Here is a 19003-nt window from a genome sequence, read left to right as displayed (position 1 = left end):
TCAGCCGCCGAGCTGACCCTTGGTGGATGGCACTTCGCCGGCGTTGCGCGGATCGATCGCAACACCCGCCCGCAGCGCCCGCGCCAGACCCTTGAAGCAGGATTCGGCAATGTGATGGCTGTTCTCGCCATATAGGGTTTCGACGTGCAAAGTCACGCCCGCATTGCCGGCAAAGGCGTTGAACCACTCGCGCACCAGCTCGGTGTCGAATTCGCCGATCTTGTGGGTCGGGAAGGTGGACTTGAACACCAGCACCGGCCGGCCGGAAATATCCAGCGCCACCCGGGTCAGGGTCTCGTCCATCGGCATATAGACCGAGGCATAGCGGGTGATCCCGGTCATGTCGCCAAGTGCCTGCTTGACCGCCTGGCCAAGCGCGATACCGACATCCTCTACCGTATGATGGAAATCGACATGAAGGTCGCCGACCGCTTTCACGGTGACGTCGATGCGGGAATGGCGGGCGAGCAGATCGAGCATATGGTCAAAGAAGCCGATTCCGGTGGTCGATTTGGATACGCCGGTACCGTCGAGGTTCACGGAGACCTCGATATCGGTTTCCTTGGTCTTGCGCTTGATCGTCGCCGTGCGCATGAAAACGCCTCTCCGCCTGCTGAAAACGCGCCCTTTTAACAGGGAGATGACACCTTCGCTACCGCGAGAGAGCCGATTCCGGACCGATCTTTGCGCCTATGGTGACCGGAATCCGCGCCCATCGGCCGCTGGCCTATGCTTCCTCGCCGGATTTGCAACGGCCGGTATCCGTGCCTAGATCAGGCGCTCAAGAGGGTTTCCATGAACGCATCTTATTCGGCTTCCCATGACGGATCGTCCCCGGTCTGGCACGGCACCACCATCCTGACCGTCCGCAAGGGCGGTAAAGTCGTGATCGGCGGCGACGGCCAGGTCTCGATCGGCCAGACGGTCATCAAATCCAACGCCAAAAAGGTCCGTAAACTGGGTAAAGGCGACGTGATCGGCGGCTTTGCCGGCGCCACGGCGGACGCCTTCACCCTATTCGAGCGGCTGGAAGCCAAATTGGAACAGTATCCCGGCCAATTGACCCGGGCGGCCGTCGAACTCGCCAAGGACTGGCGCACCGACCGGTATCTGCGCCGGCTGGAAGCCATGATGATCGTCGCCGACAAGGACGTCTCGCTGGTGCTAACCGGCACCGGCGACGTGCTCGAGCCGGAAGCCGGCGTGATGGCCATCGGCTCCGGCGGCAATTACGCGCTGGCGGCAGCGCGGGCGCTGGTCGACACCGACCAGGATGCCGAGACCATCGTGCGCAAGTCGCTCGATATCGCCGCCGATATCTGCGTCTACACCAACCGCAACGTGACGCTGGAAATGCTGGAGGCATGACCGTCGCGGGTCACAATACCCGCGCGTCGTCCGGCAGCGACCTCTCGGTCAAGCAGGGCGTCGTCATCGCACTCGGCCTGCTCGCCCTGCAGGCGACTCTTCTTTATGCGATGGGGCGATTGCCGATCTGCGCCTGTGGCTACGTGAAGCTGTGGCATGGCGTGGTGCTGAGTTCGGAGAATTCACAGCACCTCACCGACTGGTACACATTCTCTCACATTATCCACGGCTTCTTGTTTTACGCCGCCACCTGGCTGCTGTTGCCACGACTGTCCTGGATCGCGCGGCTGATCGTTGCGATGCTCGTCGAAGGCGGCTGGGAGCTGCTGGAAAATTCGAGCTGGATCATCGAGCGCTATCGCGCCGGAACGGTGTCGCTGGATTATTTCGGCGACAGCATCGTCAATTCGCTGGCTGACACACTGTCGATGATCACGGGCTTCATTCTGGCGCGGAAGCTGCCAGTCGCCGCTACCGTCGCGATCGCGCTTCTGTTCGAGATTCTGGTCGGCCTGCACATTCGCGACAATCTCACTTTGAACGTGATCATGCTGATTCATCCATTTGAAGCGATCCGAACCTGGCAGGCCGGGCCACCTATTATCTGATCCGCTTGTCCCCACGCCCTTCTCAACTTACGTAGAGTGACATGACCGACTTTTCTCCCCGCGAAATCGTAAGCGAACTCGACCGGTTCATCGTCGGCCAGCACGACGCCAAGCGCGCGGTATCGATCGCGCTGCGCAATCGTTGGCGGCGCCTGCAACTGACCGGATCGCTCCGCGAGGAAGTGCTGCCAAAGAACATCCTGATGATCGGCCCCACCGGCGTCGGCAAGACCGAGATCGCACGGCGGCTGGCGAAGCTCGCTGGCGCGCCGTTCATCAAGGTCGAAGCGACCAAGTTCACCGAAGTCGGTTACGTCGGCCGCGACGTCGAGCAGATCATCAGGGACCTCGTCGAGGTCGCGATCTCGCTAACCCGCGAGCGCAAGCGCAAGGACGTGCAGGCACGCGCGCAGCTCGCCGCCGAGGATCGCGTGGTTGATGCGCTGGTCGGCGCCACCGCAAGCGCAGCAACGAAAGAGTCGTTCCGCAAGAAGCTCCGCACCGGCGAGCTCAACGACAAGGAGATCGAGATCGAGGTTCAGTCCTCCGGCGGCCCCTCGATGTTCGAAATCCCGGGAATGCCCGGCGCGCAGATGGGCGCGATCTCGATTGGCGATATCTTCGGCAAGATGGGCAAGGGCACCAAGACGCGCCGTCTGCGCGTGGAAGACGCACATGAGCCGCTGGTGAATGAGGAAGCCGACAAGCTGCTCGACAGCGACGCACTCGTGCAGGAAGCGATTTCAGTGGTCGAGAACAACGGCATCGTGTTTCTCGACGAGATCGACAAGATCTGCGTGCGCGACGGCCGCAGCGGCGGCGAAGTCTCGCGCGAAGGCGTTCAGCGCGACCTGCTGCCGCTGATCGAAGGCACCACCGTCTCCACCAAGCACGGCGCGGTGAAGACCGACCACATCCTGTTCATCGCATCCGGTGCATTCCATATCGCCAAGCCGAGCGATCTCTTGCCGGAATTGCAGGGCCGCCTGCCGATCCGCGTCGAGCTCAATGCGCTGACCCGTGATGACATGCGCCGTATCCTCACCGAGCCGGAAGCGTCACTGATCAAGCAGTATGTGGCACTATTGCAGACCGAAGGCGTGACGCTCGAATTCGCCGACGATGCCATCGATGCACTGGCCGACGTTGCCGTTGCCGTGAATTCAACCGTCGAGAATATCGGCGCACGACGTTTGCAGACGGTGATGGAGCGCGTGCTCGACGAGATTTCCTTTGCGGCGCCCGATCGCAACGGCGAGACCATCCGAATAGATGCCGCCTATGTGCAGAAGCATGTGGGGGATCTCGCGAAGAATTCGGATCTGAGCCGGTTTATTTTGTGAGACGAAGCACTGACCTCTCGCTCCCTCGCCCCGCTCTTGCGGGGAGAGGTTAAGAACGCGCCCGCCTGATCCGCACATACAGCGCACCGGCGCCGCCGTGCCCGATATGCGCTTCCTCGAATCCCACCACCAGCGACCGAAACTCCGGCAGGCCCAGCCAGAGCGGCACCTGGCGGCGCAGGACACCGCGTTCGGATTCGGGGCCGGTTGTCCGGCCCTTGCCGGTGATAACCAGCACGAAAGTCATGCCGTCATGGCTGGCGCGATGCAGGAAGGCCGACAGCGCGTGATGCGCGCGCGTCTGTGTCATTCCGTGCAGATCGATCCGCGCGTCGATGTCCTTGCGACCGCGCGAGAGCTGCGAACGTTCGCGACGGCCGAGCGGCGCCAGAGGCGGCACCGGCACCGGCGGCGGCGCAGGCTTTGCGGTTTTGAGGACTGCCGGCGGTGCCGAGGTCATCGTCCTGGGCGCCGCGACTTTCACAAGCGTTGGCCCGTCTTCCTCAAGCTCCGGCTTCACCACACGCTTCTTGCGCAGCGGCTTGACCTGTTTAGCGACCAGTTCCCACAGCGCGCGCTCCTCTTCGCTCAGCACGCGGCGACGGCGCGGCGTCACGGGATCGATGAGTTGCGGTGGACGTGAACGCTTCATTGCCAGGGGAAACGGAAGAGGGACTGCGGCTGCTTCGCTGCGCGACGATACACGCGGTGCCTGGCTTTGGCACGTTTCGGTTTAACTTCCCGCTTCGCTTCAGGTTTTACTTCGGGTTTTTTCTGCGACTTCGCCTCGGCCGCGACTTGAGGCGCGACCGCAGGCCGTGCCTCCGGCAATGGCACTGTCGTAGCCGCGGCCGGCGGGGATGCCGGAGCGGGCGCGACTGCAGCCGCAGCTGGTTTTGCAACTGGCAATGGCGTCGTCATTGTCACGGCTGGCGCCGCGGGCTTCGACGCGACCGATGTATCAGACCTGGACGTATCGGGCCTTGCTGCAGCCTTGTTATCGATCGCGAAATTTTCGACCTTCGATGCTTCGACCGGCTTCGGCTCGGTCTGCGGAAACAGCTTTGCGATTGTCTCCGACGGCCGCGTATCGGGCAGCGGCATGTGATGGCCGCGCACAGAGGGATCGAGACTCTTCGGCACCAGCATAACAAAGCGCGCAGGATGGCGCATCCGGCCGGCGACTCGACCAGCTTCTGCGCCGGCGCCAAAATACAAATCGGCGCGGGCAGGGCCGATAATGGCCGAGCCGGTGTCCTGCGCCACCATCAGGCGACGGAACGGCGTCTTTGCCGTGTCCGAGTCGATAGGCAGATCGCCTTCGATGAAGAACGGTGTGCCATAGACATGCAGCGACTTGTCGACGGCGATGGATCGGCCCGGCGTCAGCGGCACGCCTTGCGCACCGACGGCTTCGTCCTTGTCGGAGAGCTGCACTTCGCGAAAGAAGACATAGGAGCGATTCTGCCGACGCAGTTCGCTCGCGGCATCTGGATTCTCTTCCATATATTGCCGGATACGTTGCATCGACATCTGCTCGCGCGGGATGATGCCGCGATCGATCAGCACGCGACCGACCGGCGTGTAGCGATAGCCATTATGCGCATCGTAATTGATCCGCACCGTGTCACCGTCTTCGAGGCGGACGCGCGCCGAGCCCTGGATCTGCGTGAACAGCAGATCGGTCTGACTCTTCAGCCAGACGATTTCGAGCCCGCGCCCGGCGATGGCGCCGTCTTCGATCTCACCGCGATCATAATAAGGCACGAGTTTGCGACGACCGATCTTGCGGAACACATCGCCGCCATTCGGCATGCTTGCGGATGACTGGCGATAGCCGCGCACAAACAGATTCGACGGGCGGCGATAGACCGGCACGGTGTAAACGTCAGTCTTCGTGCGCGAACCGTCGATCACCGGCTCATAGTAGCCAGTGACGAAACCTTCAGGCTCGCCGAGCCGTGAGATACGCAGCGGCAGAAAATGGTCTTCGAAGAAGGCGCGCGCCTTGGCGCCATCGGAAATCTCGGCAGCTCTCGCAGCCCGGCAGGGATCGCGGAGCGTGGTGCCAAGCGCCTTCGAATCCGTTGGTGAGTTGCGTTGAGCAACGATCGGCTTGCAACTGGTGCGAAAAGCCTGGAAGGCGAGGAGGTGATCGTCCTCGCTCCAGCCGCCAATATCGGCCCAATTCACCGGCGCATATTGGCTGCCTGTGAATTCGAACGGCCATTCCCGCGGCGGATTGTGCCGCGGCACATACACAAATTGTGCAGGATCATTCTTGACGTGCTTGGCGTGACGCCGGACCCGTGCGTCTGCGGAGACAGGGACCAACGCAGCAGCAATCACGCACAGCGCGGCAAGCCGGCCGAGCCTGGCAGCGTTATTGCACGCTGCCGGTGCCAACCAGCTTCCAATTCGGATCGCGCGAAGTGATGTCGCGGGCAAAAGTCCAGACGTCGGTGATGTCGCTGACCTTGTCGGCATTGCCGTCGACCACAGCGCCGGTCTTGTCGCGCGTCACCGAAATCATCTGCGACACGAAACGTACGGTGAGCTGTGCCGCGCGATCGCGCACTTCGGCGCCGACGAGTTCGGCCTTGTCGATGGAGACGAAACGGGTCTCGGTCTTCTGCTCGTTCTTCTCGCGGTCCTTGATGACGGCGTCGAACGAGTCGAACACTTCCGATGACAGCAGATCCTTCAGCGACCGACGATCGCCGTTGGCAAAGGCCAACACGATCATCTCATAGGCGCCCTTGGCGCCGGTGATGAAATGGCGCGGATCGAACGACGAATCCTGGTCGACGATGGCATCGAGACCGGCGGCGAGCGGCGTCCCCGGTTCGGTAATGCCCTTCCAGCGCTCGGCGGGAGAGACGTCGGCGGCCGGTGCCGGCGCAGCCTGATCAATGGGGCCGCCGGGCATCGGCACGACATTGCCTTCGGGCGGCAGAGCATCACGCGCCGCGCGGTCGAAGGGCGGACGCTCTTCGCCGGTGCGCTGTCCGAGCACGTTGCGCAGGCGGATGAAAATGAAGACCGCCAGTGCCAGGAAGATGATGGTGTAAATGTCCACGTCTTATTGCTTTCTGATCGGTGCCGGGCATGCCCGGCGGAAGACTATGCCGCCCATCGCGGTGCTGAAATCGGCTCCCACAGGGTCGGGAGATCGCGTCATGGGCGAACCTGCTCCATGTAGACATGAAACTAAGCCCAGCCAATGGCGCGCCATCGTGTCCGGCTGCGGCAAAGCGGCCTTCGCACCGGCAGCCTCGACCGCAACCGTTTCGATAAATTCTAGCGCGTTTGTCTGTCAGAGGAAATCGGATCGAACGAGGAAAACCCGCACTTTCAGTCATTTAACGTGAATTCGGGGCGAATATGACCGGTTTTGCACCTGGATGCCCAAGCGGTGGGTCAAACCAGCGATTTTCTAGCGTCCAGGTTGTGGCGTGGCATCCTTGTCGAGTGCCGCAGGCCTATGATAGCCACTCGCCGCGATCACCTCATTCGACCGTTCGTGCGGACGCCCGCGACGAACCGGTTCCACCCGCCCGGCAGCGCTTCAGGAGAATTTTCGATGGCAAACGGCAACGGCACCCCTCCGGAGCAGTCCCCCCCTCAGCTTAATGTACTGGCGCAGTACACCAAGGACCTGTCGTTCGAAAACCCGAACGCCCCAGCCTCGCTGGCACCGCAGGCCCAGCAGCCAAACATCAATATCCAGATCAATGTCGGCGCCAACAATCTCTCCGAGAGCGAATATGAAGTGACGCTGTCGGTCGAGGGCAAGGCCGAGAACGCCGGCTCGGTGCTGTTCTCTTTCGAACTGGCCTATGCCGGCGTCTTCCGCATCGTCAACGTGCCACAGGAAAACCTGCACCCGCTGGTTATGATCGAATGCCCGCGCCTACTCTTCCCGTTCGCGCGCGAAATCATCGCCACCGCGGTGCGCGATGGTGGCTTCCCGCCGCTGATGCTCGATCCCGTGGATTTCGTCGGTCTGTACCGGCAGAACCTGGAACGTCAGGCTCAAGCCGACGCTGGTCCGGCAAACTAAGTTGGGGTGCTCCAAACAATAAGCTTACGTCATGGCCGGGCTTGTCCCGGCCATTGTCGTTTTACGACGGCGTTCCCAGAAATTCGTTCCAGATTGCCTTCTCGCCCATCGTTGCGACAAAGGCGCGGTGCTCGGCGCGATCGGCTTCGGTCACGCGCGGCGCAAGTGCGATCTCGCGCTGGCGGCGCGGTGCGTCATTGATGCTACCGGTGCGCTGCGCAGGCGCTTCGTCCGCCAGGATCAGTTGCGACTGCCGGGCGCCAATGAGGTCAATATAGACTTCCGCCAGCAATTCGGAGTCGAGCAGCGCGCCGTGCTTGGTGCGGCGGGAATTGTCGATCGCATAGCGGGCGCAGAGATCGTCGAGCTTGTTCGACACACCGGGATGCTTGCGGCGCGCCAGCAGCAGCGTGTCAACGAGACGCTCGCGCGGCACCGGCGGGCGCTTGATGCGATCGAGTTCGGCATTGATGAAGCCGAGGTCGAACATGCCGTTATGAATCACCAGCGGCGAATCGCCGATGAAGGCCATGAAGTCGTCGACCACTTCGTGAAACAGCGGCTTGGTCGACAGGAACTCGGCCGACAGCCCGTGCACGTTGAATGCTTCCTGAGGCATGTCACGCTCGGGATTGACGTAGACATGGAAGGTCTGGCCGGTCGGCATCCGGTTGAAGATTTCGAGGCAACCGATTTCCACCAGCCGATCGCCCCGGAGGGGATCGAGGCCGGTGGTTTCGGTATCCATGACGATTTCGCGCATCGCAGTAAGCCGGTTGTCGAATCAGGGGGCGGTTACGGTCGCCGTTGCGGCATCTTAACAGCCTCGGCGAGAATTTCACGGATCTGCTCCCGCACGGGGTCCAATCCGTTCGATGTATCCACCACGAAGTCGGCGCGCTTGCGCTTTTCGGCGTCAGGCAGCTGCCGCTCCAGAATGGCGTCGAGTTTCTCGGCCGTCATACCCTCGCGCGCCAGGATGCGCTCGCGCTGCTGCTCGGGATTGGTGGACACGACGACTACCGCATCGACCCGCTTTTCTCCGCCGGTTTCATAGAGCAGGGGCACATCGACCACTGCCACCGGCGCACCCGACTTCTCTGCATCGTCCAGGAATTTTCTGTGATAGGCGCCGAGCAGCGGATGCACGATCTGCTCGAGCCTCTTCATCGCGGCGGCATCGTGCACCACCAGCGGCGATAGCTTCGCGCGATCGACCTTGCCATTCACGGTGGTTCCGGGAAACGCTGCCTCGATCAGCGGTACAGCTTCGCCCTCATAGATCATGTGCACGGTGGCGTCGGCGTCATAGACCGGCACGCCGGCTTCCATGAACAACTTCGCCGTGGTGGATTTCCCCATTCCGATCGAACCGGTCAGCCCCAATACGCGCATCAATTCCTCATAAAAATCAGATCGCGATCATCTCTTCGCCGCGCAGGAAACTCAACAGCGGCAGCAGCGGTAGGCCGAGAATGGTAAAGTGATCGCCTTCAATCAGCTCGAACAGATGCACACCCAGACCTTCGAGCTGATAGGCGCCGACACTCGTCGTCACCCTGTCGCCCGCAGCGTCCAGATAGGCATTGATTGCCGCATCATCCAGCTTGCGCATGGTCATATGCGCCACGGAGACATTGGAGAACAACGTCGCACCATCGCAAACGACGGCAAGCGCTGAATGCAATTCGTGGGTCCGACCGGCGAGGATCGCAAGTTGTTCGGCCGCCTGTTCGCGTCCGGCGGGTTTGCTGAACATCCGATCCCCGAGCGCCAGGATTTGATCGGCGCCAAGAACATAGCGGCCGGGATGACGCAGCGAGATAAAGGCCGCCTTCCGCTCGGCGAGCAAGGCTGCGATCTCGCCCGGCGCCTTCAACCCGGATTTCTGCTGGATGCCGCGCTCGTCGATATCCGCCGGCATCGCATCAAACGTAATGCCAGCATTCGCCAGCAACTCACGACGCGCCAAACTCTGCGACGCCAGGATCAGTGGTTGCACGCCACGCCAAATGGTCATTCGGACATCCTCTGACGCTGGCGATCGGCCAGCAGTTTCATGATGGCTGCCGCGGTTTCCTCGATGGAGCGACGTGTCACTTCCAACAAAGCCCAGCCGTATTTGGCGCTAAGCTTGCGCGCATAGGTGACTTCGTCCGTGACCGACTGGCGATCGATATAATCGTCATTGGCCGTATCGCTGCCAATGCTGAGAAGCCGGTTCTGGCGAATCTGAATCAAGCGCTCCGGCGTCGCGTGCAGGCTGACCACCAGCGGATTTTTCAACGTCTCAAGCTGATGGGGAATGGGGATGCCGGGGACGAGCGGCACATTGGCCGTGCGCACACCACGATTGGCAAGATAGATCGATGTTGGTGTCTTCGACGTGCGCGAGACGCCGACGAGAACCACATCCGCTTCTTCGAGGCCTTCCACATGCTGGCCATCGTCATGCATCATCGAATAATTCAGCGCGTCGATACGTTTGAAATATTCGGCATTGAGCGTGTGCTGCGCTCCGACGCGGCCGGTGGTCGACGCACCGAGATAGGCCTGAAAGAGCTGCATCACTGGCCCGATGATCGATAGGCTCGGGCTGTTGATCTCCTGGCACTTGGCTTCCAACCGGCCAACCAGATCTTTTTCCAGCAGCGTGAAGAGAACGATGCCGGGCGCTTCCTCTATTTCGGAGAGCACGCGATCGAGTTGTTTCTGGCTGCGGACCAGCGGATAGACATGCTCGACTGGCGTGACATTCGCGTATTGCGCCGCGACGGCGCGAGCCACGGTGATCAATGTCTCACCGGTCGAATCGGAGACCAGATGAAGATGAAAATAGCTGCCGGTGGTGGGCACCATGATCGTGTATGTCCTGTGAATCTCTGTGGAGCTTTTCCGGGAAATCGACCATCGCCTCGGCGGGCCCGGGATAACTCGGTTTTTTCTTCACAGGGCTCATGAAGAGGAAAAGCTCTGAGGCTGCTCTGAATGATAATGGGGTTATCCGGGTTTGTCTTGGGATAATCCAGTGCACGGCGACGGTAAGCCTTTGCGCTGCATATCGAACTTGCATGCAGGCCGCTTTGGAGAAATCACGTGGCCATGTGCATAAGCGTGGGACAGTTCCGGGATTGTTTTGGGCGGCTGAAATCCACTGTCACTTAGACTCAAACCTAAGATTCTATAAATATTATTTAAGAGAAGGATGGCTTGCGGATAGTGCGGTGATCCGCTCTGTATCGGCGCGTCCTGCAACGCGGCTTTCCGGTGAAGTGTTCCGGTGTCTGCACGTGCGGTGTGACGCAGTGATGCTGGAAAGAACTTTCGAATGTATGAATGGGCCAAGGCGCTGCATGTGATCGCCGTCATCTCCTGGATGGCGGGCATGTTCTATCTGCCACGACTGTTCGTCTATCACTGCGATGCGGAGATCGGCTCGAAGCAATCCGAGACCTTCAAGGTGATGGAGCGTCGCCTGCTCAAGGCGATCATCAATCCGGCGATGATCGCCGCCTGGATACTCGGCCTGTATCTCGCCTGGGCCGGTCACTGGTTCAGCTCGGGCTGGTTTCACGCCAAACTGACGCTGGTGCTGCTGATGTCTGGCGTTCATGGCTTCCTGAGTGCCCGGGTGCGTGATTTTGCTCAGGACAAAAATACGCGGACTTCTAAATTCTATCGAATTATCAACGAGGTACCCACAATTTTGATGATCCTGATCGTCATTTTGGTGATCGTGAAGCCGTTCTAGGCCAAATTTGTCATCACAACCGCCGTTTCGGCTCCTTGCGCGACACCCTGCGATTTTCTATATTCGCGTCATCCCACCCCACGCAGGCGGATGTGGTTTGTACCGGTTTCGCTTTTTGAACCGGCCACCGCATCAGGTTTGAAGCTCCTTCAGCACCTTCCTCGCTCAAGACTTCCTGGCCAGAGACCTGCGGACTTTCCTGATCTTTTCCAGCGTCCGCATCCGTCTTGGCTACCTCGCGCTCCCTCCCCGACTTTCCACAGGATCCCTCCCAATGCGGGAAATGAAACTCCAGGACCTCAAGGCCAAGACGCCAGCCGAGCTTGTCTCGTTTGCGGAAGAGCTCGGGGTCGAAAATGCCAGCACCATGCGCAAGCAGGAGCTGATGTTCGCGAGCTTGAAGCAGCTGGCGATCAAGGAAACCGACATCATCGGCGAAGGCGTCGTCGAAGTTCTCTCCGACGGTTTCGGCTTCTTGCGGTCGCCCGATGCGAACTACCTGCCGGGTCCGGACGATATCTATGTCTCGCCGTCGCAGATCCGCCGCTTCGGCTTGCGCACTGGCGATACGGTCGAAGGCCATATCCGCAGCCCGAAGGAAGGCGAACGTTATTTCGCTTTGCTCAAGGTCAATACGCTCAACTTCGAAGATCCCGAGAAGTCGAAGCACAAGGTCAATTTCGACAACCTCACCCCGCTGTTTCCGGACCAGCGCTTCCGCCTCGAGCTGGAAGATTCGACCCGCCGCGATCTCTCGGCGCGTGTCATCGACATCGTCGCGCCGATCGGCAAGGGTCAACGCGCACTGATCGTCGCGCCTCCGCGTACGGGTAAGACCGTGCTGATGCAGAACATCGCGCATTCGATCACCGCCAACCACCCGGAATGCTATCTGATCGTTCTTCTGATCGACGAACGTCCGGAAGAAGTCACCGACATGCAGCGTTCGGTGAAGGGCGAAGTCGTTTCCTCGACCTTCGACGAACCGGCCGTCCGTCACGTGCAGGTCGCCGAAATGGTGATCGAGAAGGCCAAGCGCCTGGTCGAACATGGCCGCGACGTGGTCATCCTGCTGGATTCGATCACCCGCCTTGGCCGCGCCTACAACACCGTGGTCCCGTCGTCCGGCAAGGTGCTGACCGGCGGTGTCGACGCCAACGCGCTGCAGCGGCCGAAGCGCTTCTTCGGTGCTGCTCGTAATGTGGAGGAAGGTGGTTCGCTGACCATCATCGCCACCGCGCTGGTCGATACCGGCAGCCGTATGGACGAAGTTATCTTCGAAGAATTCAAGGGCACCGGTAACTCGGAACTCATCCTGGACCGCAAGGTCTCGGACAAGCGGACCTTCCCGGCGATCGATATCTCGCGCTCGGGCACCCGCAAGGAAGAGCTCATCACCGATCCGCAGCTGCTCAAGAAGATGTATGTGCTTCGCCGGATCCTCAATCCGATGGGCACGATGGACGCTATCGACTTCCTGCTCGACAAGCTCCGCAACACGAAGAACAACTCGGAATTCTTCGATTCGATGAATACGTAAGTTTCGGCGCTGTTCGAGCGAACAGCTGCAGGACTGCAAAACGCGCCGTTGCGAAAGCAGCGGCGCTTTTTTGTGTCGGTTCTTTGTACTGGCCGTTGACCGTCATTCCGGGATGTACGGAGGTCGGCGAAGACGCCTGATGCACAGACCCGGAATCACGGATTGTTTTAAATATCTCGGGATTCTGGGTTCAGAATCCCCATTGCATCGCATCGCCCCCATCGGCAAATAGGCGATGCATCCACGCGACCAGACGATCTACGCTTTGTCCTCCGGCCGCCCGCCGACGGCGATTGCGATTGTCCGCGTGTCAGGTCCTCAGGCAGGTGAGGCGCTGACGCGTCTGGCAAGGAAGCTGCCGGCGCCGCGGATGGCCGCCCATGTTCTCCTCTCGGATGACCGGCTCGGCCCGATCGACGATGCGGTGGTGCTGTGGTTTCCGGGGCCAGCGAGCGCGACCGGCGAGGACGTTGCCGAATTTCATATTCATGGCGGGCGCGCGGTATTGGCTTCTTTGTTTGAGGCCCTGGGCGCCATCGACGACTTACGGCCGGCGGAGCCCGGCGAATTCACGCGCCGCGCGTTCGAGAACGGCAAGCTCGATCTGACTGAGGCGGAAGGCCTTGATGATCTGATCCATGCCGATACCGACCGGCAGCGGCGTCAGGCGCTGCGGCAGCTCAAGGGACTGCTCGGCGACAAGGCGCGCAACTGGCGACAGCAGATCATCGAGGCGCTGGCCCTGGTCGAAGTCGGCATCGATTTTTCTGACGAAGGCGACGTATCCGCCGAATTGCTGGCGCCGGCTTTGGCGAAAGCATCGGCGCTGCATCGGGAGATCGAGGAGGTGCTGGCGGCGCAGGGTCGAAGCGAGCGGTTGCGCGACGGTCTGGTGGTGGCCATCGCGGGTCAGCCCAATGTCGGCAAATCGACGCTGATGAATCAGCTCGCCCGGCGCGACGTGGCAATTGTTTCACCGCATGCCGGCACCACCCGCGACGTTATCGAGGTGCAGCTCGACCTCGACGGTTATCCGGTAACTATCATCGACACCGCCGGCATTCGCGAGACGGCCGATCCGGTAGAGGAGGAGGGCGTGCGCCGGGCCCGGGCCCGCGCGGCCGAGGCGGATCTGGTACTATGGCTGGTTGACTCCAGCGCGGAGGTATCCAATCCCGAGCAATGGCTTGCGGAATCTGAAACGCCGGTCTGGGTGGTCCGGAATAAGGTCGATCTGGTCCAGACTGCGTCGGCCAAGCCGGATCTATTGATCGCAATTTCTGCGGAGCGCGGCGATGGTCTTGCACAGCTGTTGGCACTGCTGGTCGACTTCGCCGGTCGGTACTTCGGGAGCGGAGAGGCCGGGCTGATTACCCGGGAGCGGCAGCGTCTTTTGCTGCGCAGCACATCGGATTTGCTGCAGAATGCTGCAGCATCGGCTCAGCAAGGGGAAGAATTCGTCGCCGAGGATATGCGTGCTGCAGCGCAGCAATTGGGACGATTGCTGGGACGTGTCGATGTAGAGGATATCCTCGATAGCATCTTCCGGGACTTTTGTATAGGTAAGTAATATTTCTTTGTTCATTTTTTAATGAATGAATATTGAATCAACTCGGGCGTGGAACTCGGTAAAGCATAGAGATTTCAGCCATCATTGCGAGCGGAGCGAAGCAATCCAGAAGGCCGGGTAGCTGACTTGCAAAAGACAAGACTGCTTCGTTGCAATATGCCCCTCGCAATGATGGCGAAGAAGAATGTGTTTCACGTGAAACAGTCCGGCCTCCATTCTTCCAAAGACACCGTTGTTTCACGTGAAACACTGCCTGTGGATTTCTCTTCAATCCCGGCGGCGCCCGCGCTAGAAGCTGCGGCCATGCAGGACAAGTTTGACGTCATCGTAATCGGGGGAGGCCATGCCGGCTGCGAGGCCGCGGCTGGTGCTGCGCGCATGGGCGCGCAGACGGCACTGGTCACGCACCAGTTCGCGACTATTGGCGCGATGTCCTGCAACCCCGCCATCGGCGGTCTGGGCAAGGGTCATCTGGTCCGCGAGGTCGATGCCCTGGACGGATTGATGGGATGCGTGGCCGATGCCGGCGGCATCCAGTTCCGCATGCTCAATCGCAAGAAGGGTCCGGCCGTTCGTGGCCCGCGCACCCAGGCGGACCGCAAGCTTTACGCTGCAGCGATGCAGGCGGCGATCGTCGCGACCAAGAATCTGAGTGTGGTTGAAGGCGAGGCCGACGACCTGCTGATGTCAAACGGCCGGGTCACCGGCATCCGTCTTGCCGATGGCCGCGAACTCGCTGCCGGATCGGTGGTCATCACCACTGGGACGTTTCTGCGCGGCCTGATCCATCTCGGCGAGAAGAACTGGCCCGCTGGCCGGATCGATGAAGCTCCCGCACTCGGCCTGTCCAAGGCGTTCGAGCGCGTCGGCTTTACCCTCGGACGGCTCAAGACCGGTACGCCACCGCGGCTCGACGGGACCACCATCGACTGGGCGGGGGTAGAGATGCAGTCCGCTGACGATCCGCCGGAGCCGTTCTCGGTCATGACCGAGCGGATCACCAATCCGCAGATTCAGTGCGGCATCACGCGCACCACACCGGCGACCCATGAGGTGATCCGGGCCAATGTGCATCGCTCGCCGATGTATTCCGGCCAGATCAAGAGTTCGGGGCCTCGTTACTGCCCGTCCATCGAGGACAAGATCGTCCGTTTTGGCGATCGTGATGGCCACCAGATCTTCCTGGAGCCGGAAGGCCTTGATGACTCCACGGTCTATCCCAACGGCATCTCTACCTCACTGCCCGAGGAGGTTCAGGCTGCGATCCTGGCCTCGATCCCCGGTCTCGAGCGGGTCCGAATGGTCCGCCCGGGTTATGCGATCGAATATGACCACGTGGATCCCCGCGAACTCGATCCGACGCTGCAGACCAAGCGCGTCCCCGGCCTGTTTCTGGCCGGGCAGATCAATGGCACCACAGGATACGAAGAAGCCGCCGCCCAGGGTCTCGTCGCCGGTCTGAATGCGGCTTTGGTGGCGAGCGGTAGCCAGTTGACCGTATTCGATCGCGCCGATGGCTATCTCGGCGTGATGATCGACGATCTGGTCACGCGTGGGATTACCGAGCCCTATCGGATGTTCACTTCGCGGGCCGAATATCGTCTCACGCTGCGTGCCGACAACGCCGATCAGCGCCTGACCGACAAGGGTATCGCTCTGGGATGTGTCGGCAGCGCTCGTTCGGTCCGGCATGGCACCAAGATGGAAGCGCTCGCCGCCGGTAAGGCCCTGACCCAGGCGCTGTCGATCACTCCTAACGGGGCGGCGAAGCATGGTCTGGTGCTCAATCACGACGGTCAGCGTCGCTCTGCCTTCGATCTCCTGTCCTACCCAGAGACCGAATGGGCCACCGTGATCCGGATCTGGCCAGAATTATCGGCCATTGACCCAGCGATCGGCACCCATATCGAGATCGATGCCAAATATGATGTCTATCTGAAGCGTCAGACCGCGGATGTGGAGGCTTTTCGCCGTGACGAGGGTCTCTCGCTGGTGGATGTCGACTATGATGCGGTCCCCGGACTGTCCAATGAGGCCCGGGCGAAGCTCAAGGCAGCGCTTCCTCACACTGTGGGGCAGGCGGGACGTCTGGATGGTATGACTCCGGCCGCATTGGCCATTCTCGCGGCCTATCTCCGCCGCGAAGCACGCAAGCCGAAGGCTGCTTTGGCCTAGTTGGTTGTTTCACGTGAAACAGGAAGCCGAAATCAACGCGGCTCCGTTGAAGATGGCTTCGCTGGCCGGCGGGGCCAGAAGGCAATAGCTGCGACGGCCACCGTAAAGAGGATCACGGCGACGATCGTCTGGACCACGTCGAAATTGAGTGCATCACGCGAGACGAACAGCGCAGTGATGGGTGCTGCCAGCGTCAGGAAAAGCCGTACGATCACACTCATGGTCATCTGCCTCCAACGATGATTCATTGGAGGCCGGACTCGTCCTGCTCGCATTGATCCTGGTCAACTCACTGTCCTGAATCCTCTATACTGCAAACCCTTGCGCCCTCAGGACGGCATTCAGCTGGTTATCAGAGGTGCTGAACAGGTCGTACAGGACGGCGTAAGGATCGCCTTCAAGCTTGAGAGCACGCGCAAAGGCAGGCTCTGTCTTTACTCCTCCGGCCCGTAACGCGCAGATGGCGGTGTGGAAGGCGGGTCCGCCCAGGGTCAGCAGTCGCTTCTCGACCTCGAAGTGCCGCCAGCCAGCTTGATCCTGTACGGGAGTCGAGCTGACGAAGATTTCGAATGGCCATCCATACGCTTCGAATGTCGCGATCAATGGTCGGCCTTTGGCCGACCATTGATAGATGGCAAAGCTTTCGGACTCGCCGAAGTGCTTCCAGACAAGTTCAACAGCCGCGGACAGGTCGGCGGCGCAACAGACGATATCGATGTCACTGTCGGGCCGGGCGACACCGAGCGGCAGCGTGCCGATCACATGCGGGTCGAATGGCTCGAGGGTACGGAGCAGGCCGGTGCGTCGAAGGGCGCCCTGATAGATCGGTCGCTCATTCATCGGAAATTGCCGCCCGGATTCGTCGCCTCAATCCGGCAATTTGATAGCGGCTGTAATGGACTCGGAGTATGGATGGGTCCCAACAGCTTTTCAGACAATCCAATGGCGCAACGATCCCAGCAAGCGGCTCCCGCTCCCCGGCTCGATGCCGATAAGGCTGCGGCCTTGCGGCTGACACCTGTTTCACGTGAAACGGAAGACAGGCTCGATCGCTATGTCGACCTGTTGCTGCAGTGGCAGGCCAAGACAAATCTGATTTCGCCGGCCACGCTTCCAAATCTCTGGACGCGCCATATCTCGGATTCGCTGCAGCTTCTGAACCTCGCGCCGGATGCAAAGATCTGGCTAGACTTCGGCAGCGGCGGAGGTTTCCCAGGCGTGGTTCTGGCCTGTGCCATGGGTGATGTCGCTGGCGGACATGTTCATCTCGTCGAGCGAAACGCCAAGAAGGCGGCGTTCCTGCGCGAAGCGTTACGTGTGACGCAAGCCCCCGGCACGATTCATCTGGCTGACATCGGGGATAATGTGGATAGATTTCCCGAGCATGTCGATTGCATCACCGCGCGTGCCGTTGCCTCGTTACATATCGTTATCGGTTTCGCCGAGCCCCTGATGAAGCCGGGCACAAAAGCCTTATTTCTCAAGGGTCAAGATGTAGAATCGGAATTGACCGAAGCTACTAGATATTGGAATATAAGCCCGCGCCTGCATGCCAGCCTGACCGGCGGACAAGGCTGGATCGTCGAACTCGACCGGATCGAGCGACTGACCCCGTCCGCAAACCAAAATGGCCACACCAATGACCGTAATTGATCAGCAATATCAAGAGCATACGTCAAATACGGTGCCTGGCCATCCGCGCATCCTGGCGCTGGCGAATCAGAAAGGCGGCGTTGGCAAGACCACCACCGCGATTAATCTCGGCACCGCACTCGCCGCGATCGGGGAGCGCGTGTTGATCGTCGATCTCGATCCGCAGGGTAATGCGTCCACCGGACTCGGCATCGATCGCCGCAATCGCAACTGCTCAACCTACGACGTGTTGATCGGCGAAGCGCCGCTGCGCGATGCCGTCGTTGTCACCGCGGTGCCGCGTTTGCATATTGCCGCATCGACCATGGATCTTTCGGGTCTCGAACTCGAACTCGGCTCGGCCCGCGACCGCGCCTTCCGGCTGCGCGATGCGATCGGCGAGTTGAACAACAATGTCTCGCCGGGCTCCGACTATACTTACGTGCTGATCGACTGTCCGCCGTCGCTCAATCTTCTCACGGTCAATGCGATGGCCGCGTCGGATGCGATTCTCGTTCCGCTGCAGTGTGAGTTCTTCGCGCTCGAAGGTTTGTCTCAATTGTTGCAGACCGTGGAGCAGGTGCGCTCGACGCTGAATCCGAACCTGTCGATCCATGGCATCGTGCTGACCATGTTCGACTCGCGCAACAACCTGTCAAACCAGGTGGTTGCCGATGTCCGCGAATTCATGGGCAGCAAGGTCTACGAGACCATGATCCCGCGTAACGTCCGCATTTCGGAAGCGCCGTCCTACGGCAAGCCGGTGCTGGTCTATGACCTGAAGTGCTCGGGCTCAGAAGCCTATCTGCGGCTCGCGACCGAAGTGATCCAGCGCGAGCGCGACCTGCGCACCGCTCACTGAGCAAGTAGGGTGGGCAAAGCACAGCGTGCCCACAACAGCGGATCGCAAACGATAATGGCAGGCACGGCGCAAGTACGCCTTTGCCCAGCCT

Annotated in this window: 20 protein-coding genes; 10 read left to right on the top strand and 10 right to left on the bottom strand. The window is 60.6% G+C overall.

The annotated features are described in order from the left end of the window. On the bottom strand, positions 1–594 hold the full coding sequence (hisB, locus tag HP556_RS28060) for an imidazoleglycerol-phosphate dehydratase HisB (protein ID WP_175369351.1): 594 nt from the start codon (positions 592–594) through the stop codon (positions 1–3). Positions 595–795: 201 nt separating this feature from the next. Between hisB and hslV the strand changes: the two genes are divergently transcribed. The 3 genes from hslV to hslU are packed head-to-tail and all read left to right on the top strand — an operon-like array spanning position 796 to position 3319. After that, the gene (hslV, locus tag HP556_RS28055) at positions 796–1368 is read left to right on the top strand and encodes an ATP-dependent protease subunit HslV (protein WP_068730238.1); all 573 of its coding nucleotides are present in this window, start codon (positions 796–798) and stop codon (positions 1366–1368) included. Continuing rightward, positions 1365–1976 carry a DUF2585 domain-containing protein gene (locus HP556_RS28050; RefSeq protein ID WP_175369350.1) on the top strand — a complete coding sequence of 204 codons (612 nt, stop codon included), beginning with the start codon at positions 1365–1367 and terminating at the stop codon, positions 1974–1976. The genes hslV and HP556_RS28050 overlap by 4 nt, the downstream gene beginning before the upstream one ends. Before the next feature lie 41 nt (positions 1977–2017). Continuing rightward, positions 2018–3319, top strand: a complete 1302-nt coding sequence (gene hslU, locus HP556_RS28045) for an ATP-dependent protease ATPase subunit HslU (protein WP_068730236.1) — start codon at positions 2018–2020, stop codon at positions 3317–3319. 49 nt (positions 3320–3368) lie between these two features. Here hslU and HP556_RS28040 read toward each other — a convergent pair whose 3' ends face one another. The 3 genes from HP556_RS28040 to HP556_RS28030 are packed head-to-tail and all read right to left on the bottom strand — an operon-like array spanning position 3369 to position 6398. Continuing rightward, positions 3369–3971 carry a Smr/MutS family protein gene (locus tag HP556_RS28040; RefSeq protein WP_175369349.1) on the bottom strand — a complete coding sequence of 201 codons (603 nt, stop codon included), beginning with the start codon at positions 3969–3971 and terminating at the stop codon, positions 3369–3371. Continuing rightward, entirely contained in the window at positions 3968–5725 is a 1758-nt protein-coding gene (gene mltA / locus HP556_RS28035; protein ID WP_439075559.1) for a murein transglycosylase A, read from the bottom strand. The genes HP556_RS28040 and mltA overlap by 4 nt, the downstream gene beginning before the upstream one ends. Continuing rightward, complete coding sequence (locus tag HP556_RS28030; protein ID WP_068730234.1) at positions 5703–6398, bottom strand: Tim44/TimA family putative adaptor protein; 696 nt, start codon at positions 6396–6398, stop codon at positions 5703–5705. The genes mltA and HP556_RS28030 overlap by 23 nt, the downstream gene beginning before the upstream one ends. Before the next feature lie 504 nt (positions 6399–6902). Here HP556_RS28030 and secB point away from each other — a divergent pair. Further along, entirely contained in the window at positions 6903–7382 is a 480-nt protein-coding gene (secB, locus tag HP556_RS28025; RefSeq protein ID WP_068730233.1) for a protein-export chaperone SecB, read from the top strand. Positions 7383–7443: 61 nt separating this feature from the next. Here secB and dnaQ read toward each other — a convergent pair whose 3' ends face one another. Genes dnaQ through HP556_RS28005 form a run of 4 tightly spaced genes read right to left on the bottom strand, consistent with a single transcriptional unit; the run spans position 7444 to position 10238 of the window. After that, positions 7444–8145: a DNA polymerase III subunit epsilon gene (gene dnaQ, locus HP556_RS28020; RefSeq protein ID WP_089263111.1), complete on the bottom strand. Its 702-nt coding sequence runs from the start codon at positions 8143–8145 to the stop codon at positions 7444–7446. A 32-nt stretch (positions 8146–8177) separates the two neighbouring features. Then, complete coding sequence (gene coaE, locus HP556_RS28015; protein WP_175369347.1) at positions 8178–8777, bottom strand: dephospho-CoA kinase; 600 nt, start codon at positions 8775–8777, stop codon at positions 8178–8180. Between the two features lie 16 nt (positions 8778–8793). Then, positions 8794–9402 (bottom strand): Maf family protein, encoded by a 609-nt coding sequence (locus tag HP556_RS28010; RefSeq protein WP_175369346.1) that lies wholly within the window; start codon positions 9400–9402, stop codon positions 8794–8796. Further along, positions 9399–10238, bottom strand: coding sequence for a pyruvate, water dikinase regulatory protein (locus HP556_RS28005; RefSeq protein ID WP_089263669.1), 840 nt, complete (start codon positions 10236–10238; stop codon positions 9399–9401). The genes HP556_RS28010 and HP556_RS28005 overlap by 4 nt, the downstream gene beginning before the upstream one ends. A 472-nt stretch (positions 10239–10710) precedes the next feature. On the opposite strand from HP556_RS28005, the gene hemJ reads away from it, so the two are divergent. The 4 genes from hemJ (at position 10711) to mnmG (ending at position 16418) form a co-directional block, all read left to right on the top strand. After that, complete coding sequence (hemJ, locus tag HP556_RS28000; protein WP_175369345.1) at positions 10711–11133, top strand: protoporphyrinogen oxidase HemJ; 423 nt, start codon at positions 10711–10713, stop codon at positions 11131–11133. 274 nt (positions 11134–11407) lie between these two features. After that, entirely contained in the window at positions 11408–12673 is a 1266-nt protein-coding gene (gene rho, locus HP556_RS27995) for a transcription termination factor Rho (protein ID WP_068730228.1), read from the top strand. Between the two features lie 235 nt (positions 12674–12908). Continuing rightward, positions 12909–14243, top strand: coding sequence for a tRNA uridine-5-carboxymethylaminomethyl(34) synthesis GTPase MnmE (mnmE, locus tag HP556_RS27990; RefSeq protein ID WP_175369344.1), 1335 nt, complete (start codon positions 12909–12911; stop codon positions 14241–14243). A 303-nt stretch (positions 14244–14546) separates the two neighbouring features. Next, positions 14547–16418, top strand: coding sequence for a tRNA uridine-5-carboxymethylaminomethyl(34) synthesis enzyme MnmG (gene mnmG / locus HP556_RS27985; protein WP_175369343.1), 1872 nt, complete (start codon positions 14547–14549; stop codon positions 16416–16418). A 32-nt stretch (positions 16419–16450) separates the two neighbouring features. Here mnmG and HP556_RS27980 read toward each other — a convergent pair whose 3' ends face one another. Both HP556_RS27980 and HP556_RS27975 read right to left on the bottom strand, forming a co-directional pair. Beyond that, positions 16451–16639 (bottom strand): hypothetical protein, encoded by a 189-nt coding sequence (locus HP556_RS27980; RefSeq protein WP_175369342.1) that lies wholly within the window; start codon positions 16637–16639, stop codon positions 16451–16453. An 85-nt stretch (positions 16640–16724) separates the two neighbouring features. Beyond that, positions 16725–17258 (bottom strand): DUF4269 domain-containing protein, encoded by a 534-nt coding sequence (locus HP556_RS27975; protein WP_175369341.1) that lies wholly within the window; start codon positions 17256–17258, stop codon positions 16725–16727. Between the two features lie 102 nt (positions 17259–17360). On the opposite strand from HP556_RS27975, the gene rsmG reads away from it, so the two are divergent. Then, positions 17361–18071 (top strand): 16S rRNA (guanine(527)-N(7))-methyltransferase RsmG, encoded by a 711-nt coding sequence (gene rsmG / locus HP556_RS27970; RefSeq protein ID WP_175369618.1) that lies wholly within the window; start codon positions 17361–17363, stop codon positions 18069–18071. Next, positions 18058–18912 (top strand): ParA family protein, encoded by an 855-nt coding sequence (locus tag HP556_RS27965; RefSeq protein ID WP_068730223.1) that lies wholly within the window; start codon positions 18058–18060, stop codon positions 18910–18912. Before rsmG ends, HP556_RS27965 begins: the two co-directional genes overlap by 14 nt. Positions 18913–19003: the final 91 nt, after the last annotated feature.

The organism is Tardiphaga robiniae (assembly GCF_013359755.1).
Taxonomy (GTDB): domain Bacteria; phylum Pseudomonadota; class Alphaproteobacteria; order Rhizobiales; family Xanthobacteraceae; genus Tardiphaga; species Tardiphaga robiniae.
The sequence above is the reverse complement of the archived record's forward strand: the minus strand, read 5'-3'. Positions and strand labels throughout refer to the sequence as shown.